Origin of the sequence: Rugamonas sp., assembly GCF_025354735.1 — a bacterium.
GTDB lineage: Bacteria > Pseudomonadota > Gammaproteobacteria > Burkholderiales > Burkholderiaceae_D > Rugamonas.
In genome coordinates this window covers 1-7,581 of sequence record NZ_JANXMI010000184.1, presented here as the reverse complement: position 1 = coordinate 7,581, position 7,581 = coordinate 1, and the positions used below count along the sequence as shown (strand labels likewise).

Sequence of the window (7,581 nt, the reverse complement as noted above, 5' to 3'; positions counted from 1 at the left end):
TGATTATTCCTAGTAATGCCACGTCGATCACTCCGATCCCCCTACTCATCAAGATAAGTAGGATTGTGTGCTAAACGTGGGTCAATTTTCGATGCAAATTATGCGGCTAAGTGGGTCAGTTTTCGGTGCAAATCAACAGTCGGATGTCAATTTCACCTTCCGCATCGGATAACGCGGTAATCGGCACGGTCCATCCATCTTCATCGCTCTCGGTAAGTAGATCGATATCCAGCCCCTCAAGCGTCGATAGTGCCTGAACCGCCTCGCACAAAAATTGCGGGATACCGCCACGCTTTTCTGGATCAGTATTGAGCAACACATCCAGACTCACGGGACGAATTCGTTGCTCAGAACCTGACTCGCCGATAGCGGCTGACTCGACCGCCTGGCTGGTACCGCCACCGGCTCGTCCAGCGTCATCGCCGCTAGCCAGCACTTTGTCTTTCCAGACTGGCTTTTTCTGCAAATCTGGAAAGCGCGGTTCTAGATGAATCTGCATCACCTTCGGCGACAGACTGTTTGACGCGTCCCGCTCGACTATTGGCTGGTCAGTCGCATCGTTGGCCGAGCGGCGGATGGCACCTTGGCTTTGGCGAGGGGGCGCAACGCCATTCGCGCGAGCAAAACCATTTTGCACTTTGTAGCGCAACGACCGGAAGGGGAATGGGTGAGAACAGGAACGAAGGCTATAGACGAGAAACGTCGCTTCCGCATGGTCACCCAAGCTCAACCATTTTCCAGCGGCCGCCAGGGTGGTCTTGCCTTCGAATGGAAAGAAGCCCTGTGGATAGATAGTCTGCCGGGCAACCGACGCCTTCAATGCTGACGTACCGACATGCATCGCAGCCCGCCAGGCGACAGGGTCCAAATGCATCCTCCCAATATCTGCCGCCGAAGCACCCGATATTTTTTCGGCCAAACCGAGGACGAGGCGCTTCGTGCTTGAGTCGAACTGGGAATCACCATATAGCGCTTTACGCTGCAATGGGGGCAGGAACAGCTTGGTGATCAACCCACTTGACGACCCAAAATAGAATCGGATCAGCTCGATGCACGGAATAATTAGTTGGCGCCCCGCTGGCAGTTCCACCATCACGCAATAGGAATGCGTGCAGTTCAAATGCCATGGGTGTTCCGACAGCGGCAGCAAGAAGCCTTTGTCGTCCAAGTTCAAGCCGGCCTTGACCAGATGAACGGTGCTGTCGTCAATCTGCAGGTCGACGAAGCGTTCGAATTGGTAGTCGGGACTCGCTTCTAATTTGCCGTCGCGCCAAACGTCGCCGATGCGTAGCAACGGCAGGGTACCGGCCGAGACCCATACCTTCCGTTGGAAGCGGGCTGGCGTTGTCGAATCCGGGGAGAGTAGGACGGAAGGGTCATGACGAAAACTGTCGTCGAGGACCTTTGATAGGTGAACAAGCAACGATGGCTGTGTCCGACGAAATAGACGGTTCGGGAAAGCCAGATCGCCGAACCAATCTATTCGCCAAGAATTTTCGCCCTTTGCCAGAGCTGAGATAGAAGGCAACTCTTTGTTTATGAAAGACTTTTTATGATTCAATACCGCTTAACCACCATAAATTGTCTCATCAACTTCTGAAATTGTCTCACTAACTTCTGGATTGTCTCACCAACTACTGATTACTCACAGGCGCCAACACGCCCTGCGCCTGTTCGTCCGCGTGGTAGGAGCTGCGCACCATGGCGCCGACGGCGGCGTGCTTGAAGCCCATCTTGTACGCTTCGGCCTCGAACATCTTGAACACGTCCGGGTGCACGTAGCGGCGCACGGGCAGGTGGCTGTTCGATGGCGCCAGGTACTGGCCGATGGTCAGCATGTCGATGTTGTGCTCGCGCATGTCGCGCATCACTTGCAGGATTTCCTCATCGGTTTCGCCGAGGCCGACCATGATGCCGGACTTGGTCTTCACGCTCGGGTACAAGTCCTTGAAATCCTTCAGCAACTTCAGCGAGTGCATATAGTCGGAGCCGGGCCGCGCTTCCTTGTACAGGCGCGGCGCCGTTTCCAGATTGTGGTTCATGACGTCCGGCAAGCCATCCTTGAAGATGGCGAGCGCCTTGTCGAGGCGGCCGCGGAAGTCGGGCACCAGCACTTCGATCTGGGTCAGCGGCGACAGCGCGCGGGTATGCTGGATGCACTCGACGAAGTGCAGGGCGCCGCCGTCGCGCAGGTCGTCGCGGTCGACCGAGGTGATGACGACGTAGTTCAGCTTCAGCGCGGCGATGGTTTTCGACAGGTTGGCCGGCTCGTCCTTGTCCAGCGGGTCCGGGCGGCCGTGGCCGACGTCGCAGAACGGGCAGCGGCGGGTGCACTTGTCGCCCATGATCATGAAGGTGGCCGTGCCCTTGCCGAAGCATTCGCCGATGTTCGGGCAGCTCGCTTCTTCGCAGACGGTGACGAGCTTGTTTTCGCGCAGGATGTCCTTGATCTCGTAGAAACGGGTCGAGGCCGAGGCGGCCTTGACGCGTATCCAGTCCGGCTTTTTCAGGCGTTCGATCTGTTCGATCGGCACGATCTTGATCGGGATGCGCGAAGTCTTGCTGGCGCCTTTTTGCTTGTCGCTCGGGTTGTAAGCGGGGGCAATGCTGTCGGTGATCTCAGAAGTCATTTGGCTGCGTGCCCACAAGGGCGTAGTTTGATGGTTGATTGCGGTGTTACTGCGGCGCCAACACTGGCGTTGCCTCTTGTTCCGGCGTTGACCCTGGCTCCGGCGCCGCATACAGCACCGCCACCAGTTCTCGCGCCAGCGCCTGCTGCACGTCGGCCAGCGCGGCCGTCACGCCCAGGCTGCGCATGTCGACCGTTTCCAGGCCCGCGTAACCGCAGGGGTTGATCCAGGAAAACGGCGCCAGGTCCATCGCGACATTGAGCGACAAGCCATGGTAGCTGCAGCCGTTGCCGCGCACTTTCAAGCCGAGCGCGGCGATTTTCGCGCCTTTTTTGGCGCCGTCGGCCAGATAGATGCCGGGCGCGCCGTCGATGCGCTCGCCGGCCAGATTATACGCCGCCAGCACATTGATGATCGCCTGCTCGATTTTATGGACGAATTGCCGGGCGTAGAGCTTGCCGCCGGGCTTGTTGCGCCGCAGGTCGATCAGCAGGTAGATCACCACCTGGCCGGGGCCGTGGAAGGTCACTTCGCCGCCGCGGTCGGTCTGGACCACGGGGATGGCGGCGGCGCCGGCCAGCAGGTGGCCGCGGTCGGCGCCCAGGCCCAGCGTGAACACCGGCGCGTGCTCGACTATCCACAGCTGGTCGCGGCTGTCGGGCGTGCGGGCGTCGGTGTAGGCGCGCATCGCGGCGTAGGTGCTGTCGTAGTCGGCGCGGCCCAGGTTGCGGACCAGCGCCGGTTCGGGTGCTGTGGACATGGAGGTGGGATGGCTGGTTTGCTCCCCGTCATTATAAGTCAGGGGGGATTTCGGGGCTGGCGGCGGCGTGGCCCGCAGCGGACGCCGGGGTCGGATACCGCTACCCGGCCGGCTGCTTACATGACGATCTTGACCATCGGATGGGCCGACAGTTCCGTGTACAGCGCGTCGAGCTGTTCGCGGCTGACGGCGCGCACGGTCACGGTCAGGCCGGTGTAGTTGCCCTTGGCGGAGGGACGCGCCTCCAGCTTGCCTTCGTGGAAGGTCGGATCGTGCTTGACGACCACCTCGACGATGGTCGGCGCGAAGTCGATATGGGTCGGGCCCATCACCTTGATCGGGAAATCGCTCGGGTATTCGATGAGGGACTCGGCGCGGGGGATGTCTGCCATGATATTTCCAATCAATAAAAAACCGGCGCGGCAAAATGACCGCGCCGGTTGGTATTGTAGCCAATTGGCCGCCGCGCCGCCGCGTATCAGGAATCGCTATGGGCCAGCAAGGCGGCCGTGGGGGCGGCGGCCGGCGCGGCGGCCTGGCCCGACAGCCGTTGCAGCCGTTGCAGCGCCGATTCCGCGCCCAGCGCCGGCGAGCCGACGGATTTGCGGATGGCGTCGATCTCGGCGGCCTGGTCGAGCGGACGCTGGCCGATGTCGGCCACGATCTTCATGCCGGCGGCGTCGTTGCTGATGGTCTGGGCGCGGCGCGTGAGCGCGTTCAGGGCGCTGGAATTGCCGCGCAGCCCGGACAGGCCGGCCAGCTGGCTCTGCCGCTCGGCCCGCAGCCGCTGCAAATCCTGCTGGGCGCGGGCGGTGGCCAGCGCCTGCATCGCTTTTTTGGCGGCGGCGTCGAATTCGCCCAATTGCTTCGATAAGGCGTCGACGATGGTTTGCAGCTCGTCCATGTACTGGCGGGCGTCGGCCTCTTCCTGGATTTCCTGCGGCAGGCGCGCCTTGTTCGCCTCCAGCTCGTCGCAGAACAGGTTGATGGTCGCCTCGGAAATCTTGCCGGCCGCGAGGCGCTCGGACAAGGTGCCGGCCGCCACCTCATCGGTCGCGATCAAGTCGCGCAGCCTGACGACGTCGGTGTGCTCCTTGTCGAACGAGGCGCGGGCCGCCGCCAGCTTCTGGGCCGCGCTGCGCAGGCTGTCGGCCAGGCGGTCGCGGTCGGCCTCGGTCGCCGTTTCCGGATCAAAATTGGCGATCGCTTCGGACACGCGGTCGCCCAGCACGCCAAAGTGTTTCGAGATCAGGCGCGCGGTCAAGCCCCAGCCATTCGAGTTGTTCATTGCCATTCCTTTCGTGAGTTGGACTACTTGCGACCCGTCATTGGATGACGAGCCGTTCCTGCTCCAGCGGTATGCCGATGACGAAGTCGACATGGATACCGCGTCTGGATCGATCGCCGTTTACGCTGCTCAGGATGGCCGTCGTAATCAGCAAAAATTCGCTGCCGCCGCCGCGCAGCCGGCGCTGGTAGGGCATGAAATAGATTTCCTGGCGCAAGCCGTGCTGGCCGCTGGCGTCGTCGAGCCGGATTTCGCTGCCGCTGTAGGGCGGCACGAAACTGATCTCGGGATCGCCGGCGTCGCGCCAGTAGTCGAGGCCGTCCTGCGCGCCGAACACCAGGCGCGCATCGGCGTCGTCCAGCCCGCCGGCCGCCAGCTGGCTGCGGCTGAGCGTGTAGCTGCGGTCGCCGAGGCCGGCCCCGGCCGTGCCCATGTAGGCGTCCTGGTCCTCGGCCGTTTCCGGGATCAGGCGCGTGAGCTGGGTGCAGAACAGGATCTCGGTGACGACGCCCTGGGCGTTCCGATACAGCTGCAAGAACTTTTCCTGCTCGTCACGGTCGCCCGTGGCCAGGTAGTAGCGGTACAAACTGCCGCCCAGGTTCAGCCGGATCTGCGACACGGCCACGATGCGCACGTCGGCCTCTTCCGGCAGCGCGATCAGCGAACCGTCGGCGCTGGCGCGCAGCAGCGGCGCCTGCTGGATGCGGACCAGGCTGCCGATCCGGGCGCCCAGCGGCAAGCCGTCGTCGACGCGCGGGGCATCGGCCGCCCCCGTCATGCCGTGCTTGCCGGCGACGCCGCACAGATAGCCGTATGCATCATTCCAGCCCATGTCAGTTCCTCTCGAAAGAATAATGGGGCGCGGCGCGGTTGCGCAGCATCCGTTTGAAGATCACGCGCAACACCCAGAACATGGTGCTCAGCAGCGCCAGCCAGGCGGCGATGCGCAACACGGTCTCGCCGAACGTGCCGTGCCGGGCGGCCGGCGCGGCGGCGGCCTGGGCGGCGCGGACGTTGTCATAATTCCATTCGTCGGCACCGCGGACGTTGCCGCCGCTGGTGGCGCCGGTGGTGGCGCCGTTGTCGGAGCCGCTGCCGCCGCTGGCAGCGTAGCCGCCACTGCCGTAGTTGCCGTTGTTGCCGTTGTTGCCGTTGTTGCCGTTGCCGTTGTTACCGTTGTAATAAACCGTCTGATGACCGCCGCCGAGCGAGCGGCCTATCATGAAGCCCATGAACATCGGCATCCAGCCGCTGTCGTGGCGCTGCACATAGATGGGCTGCGGCATCGGCTGCTGGTAATACTGGCCGGACGCATACTGTCCGGCCGTCGGCTGCGGACGGGGCGATTCAGCCTGCGACGGCGACACCGGCGGCACGCTGGATGCGGCGGCGCGGCGCGCATCGAGCGTCCTGGTCGCGTTGGCCTGGGCGGCGCTTTGATCGAGATCGCGCGACAGCGCCGAGTTGCTCTTCGCGCCGTTTGCCGCGGCCGGCGCGGCGGCGGCACCGAAGGCGCCGGGACCGTTTTGCGGCGCCGCCGCCGGCGCGCTCGGCCGCACGCTCTTGAAGGCGCCGCCTTTTTGTGAGGAGAATCCGCTTTTGAACGACGACGATGTGCCAAAATGCCCCATCGGGCGGGCCTCGACCGGCAAATTGCCGGCCACGGCCAGCAGCAAGATCAGGACTCGCGCAAACTGTGTGGACTTCATGATGTTTCTTCGCCATGAGTTGGATGTAAATCAGCATAGCGTTCAAAAAAAATAGTTGCATCGGTAATAAAAGGCTCGCTTCACCATGACACGTAAATACCTGGACATGAATCAGCACGACGCGCTCTACAAAGTGGCGCGCAGTTATCCCGGCGGCATCGAGGCGCTGGCGCAGAAAATGGAAATCTCGGCCAACGTGCTGCGCAACAAGCTGGCGCCGACAATCGCGTCGCACTATCCGTCGTTCGAGGAAGTGTCGGTGATCGTCGAGATATGCCAGGACGCCGGCGTGGCGGACGCGACCCGGCCGCTGCAAGCGCTGCTGACGCGCCACGGCATGGCCGCCTATGTCGTGCCGCAGCCTGAACAGATCGGCAATGATGATTTATCGCAAACGGTGTGCCGCGTGATGAGCCAGGTCGGCGCCGTGGCCGAGGCGGTGTCGACCGCGCTGCTCGACGGCGTGGTGACGGCGGCCGAGGCCGACCTGATCGAACGCGAATTCCAGGGCGCGCTGTCGGCGCTGGGCGAATGGCGGGCGCGGCTGCGCATCAAAGCCGAGCACGACCGCTAGAGCATAGAAAACGCGGATAAAAAGGGCATACGGATTACCGGGAAACGCGGCGTTGATTTTCAAAAAGAATTTTCAGAGTCGCGATATCAGTAGGCCATGCGTTTAATGACCTTGATGCGGCGGGACCGGCGGAAGCAGCGCCGGCTTCTGTTCGGGCCGCTGGTGCTTGATTTTGCGCATCGGTCACCCGTGAAAAGCCTTTTTGCGTTCCGAAGTGTGCCGGGGTCGGCCGTCTTGGCCTGTCTCAGTCAAAAGCGACGTCTTCAAGCCGGTAGCGGAATTGCCGGCGCTCGGGTAAATCCCAGCGGGGCGCGGGCGTGCTGTCCCGGCATGACGCGGGTGGCGGCTCGACGGCCGGCGTGGCGGGCGGCGGCTCGGCGGCTCGGCGGCGGACGTGGCGGGCATGGCGGCAGCGCGGGCATGCGTCAAGAGCGCCGCCAACATCGCGCCGACGCCATCCGATGGCGGCGCCGGGACGGTTATCTGTGCCGCCCTCGTTTCTTGTTCGGCCAATTCCCGGCGCAGATGGCGGGCCAGCTTGAATTGCTTGTCGCCGGGACGGCGCACAAATAAATCGCTCCAGGCGTTGCGGGTGCTGCGCGCGAACGATTGCGCGAACT

Annotated in this window: 8 protein-coding genes and 1 pseudogene; 1 reads left to right on the top strand and 8 read right to left on the bottom strand. The window is 62.9% G+C overall.

The window, feature by feature from the left end; all coding sequences use genetic code 11:
• Positions 1-115: 115 nt before the first annotated feature.
• From Q0S71_RS14800 to Q0S71_RS14770, 7 genes are all read right to left on the bottom strand, one after another.
• Positions 116-1,561: a hypothetical protein gene (locus tag Q0S71_RS14800; RefSeq protein ID WP_295997073.1), complete on the bottom strand. Its 1,446-nt coding sequence runs from the start codon at positions 1,559-1,561 to the stop codon at positions 116-118.
• Positions 1,562-1,634: 73 nt separating this feature from the next.
• Positions 1,635-2,630, bottom strand: a complete 996-nt coding sequence (lipA, locus tag Q0S71_RS14795; RefSeq protein WP_295997070.1) for a lipoyl synthase — start codon at positions 2,628-2,630, stop codon at positions 1,635-1,637.
• Between the two features lie 46 nt (positions 2,631-2,676).
• On the bottom strand, positions 2,677-3,390 hold the full coding sequence (gene lipB / locus Q0S71_RS14790) for a lipoyl(octanoyl) transferase LipB (RefSeq protein WP_295997068.1): 714 nt from the start codon (positions 3,388-3,390) through the stop codon (positions 2,677-2,679).
• Between the two features lie 116 nt (positions 3,391-3,506).
• Positions 3,507-3,782, bottom strand: a complete 276-nt coding sequence (locus Q0S71_RS14785; protein WP_295997064.1) for a DUF493 family protein — start codon at positions 3,780-3,782, stop codon at positions 3,507-3,509.
• An 86-nt stretch (positions 3,783-3,868) separates the two neighbouring features.
• Entirely contained in the window at positions 3,869-4,678 is an 810-nt protein-coding gene (locus tag Q0S71_RS14780) for a hypothetical protein (protein ID WP_295997061.1), read from the bottom strand.
• A gap of 37 nt (positions 4,679-4,715) precedes the next feature.
• Entirely contained in the window at positions 4,716-5,510 is a 795-nt protein-coding gene (locus tag Q0S71_RS14775; RefSeq protein WP_295997058.1) for a hypothetical protein, read from the bottom strand.
• Between the two features lies 1 nt (position 5,511).
• A complete protein-coding gene (locus Q0S71_RS14770) occupies positions 5,512-6,387 on the bottom strand; it encodes a DUF1190 domain-containing protein (RefSeq protein ID WP_295997056.1) in 876 nt (291 codons plus the stop codon).
• Between the two features lie 85 nt (positions 6,388-6,472).
• On the opposite strand from Q0S71_RS14770, the gene Q0S71_RS14765 reads away from it, so the two are divergent.
• Entirely contained in the window at positions 6,473-6,961 is a 489-nt protein-coding gene (locus tag Q0S71_RS14765; RefSeq protein WP_295997054.1) for a phage regulatory CII family protein, read from the top strand.
• A 183-nt stretch (positions 6,962-7,144) separates the two neighbouring features.
• Here Q0S71_RS14765 and Q0S71_RS14760 read toward each other — a convergent pair.
• A pseudogene (locus Q0S71_RS14760) lies at positions 7,145-7,581 on the bottom strand (hypothetical protein); the annotation flags it as partial.

Excerpts from the sequence above, each read along its gene's own strand:
- lipA (WP_295997070.1), bottom strand. The coding sequence starts at position 2,630 with ATGACTTCTGAGATCACCGACAGCATTGCCCCCGCTTACAACCCGAGC.
- lipB (WP_295997068.1), bottom strand. The coding sequence starts at position 3,390 with ATGTCCACAGCACCCGAACCGGCGCTGGTCCGCAACCTGGGCCGCGCC.
- Q0S71_RS14785 (WP_295997064.1), bottom strand. The coding sequence starts at position 3,782 with ATGGCAGACATCCCCCGCGCCGAGTCCCTCATCGAATACCCGAGCGAT.
- Q0S71_RS14780 (WP_295997061.1), bottom strand. The coding sequence starts at position 4,678 with ATGAACAACTCGAATGGCTGGGGCTTGACCGCGCGCCTGATCTCGAAA.
- Q0S71_RS14775 (WP_295997058.1), bottom strand. The coding sequence starts at position 5,510 with ATGGGCTGGAATGATGCATACGGCTATCTGTGCGGCGTCGCCGGCAAG.
- Q0S71_RS14770 (WP_295997056.1), bottom strand. The coding sequence starts at position 6,387 with ATGAAGTCCACACAGTTTGCGCGAGTCCTGATCTTGCTGCTGGCCGTG.
- Q0S71_RS14765 (WP_295997054.1), top strand. The coding sequence starts at position 6,473 with ATGACACGTAAATACCTGGACATGAATCAGCACGACGCGCTCTACAAA.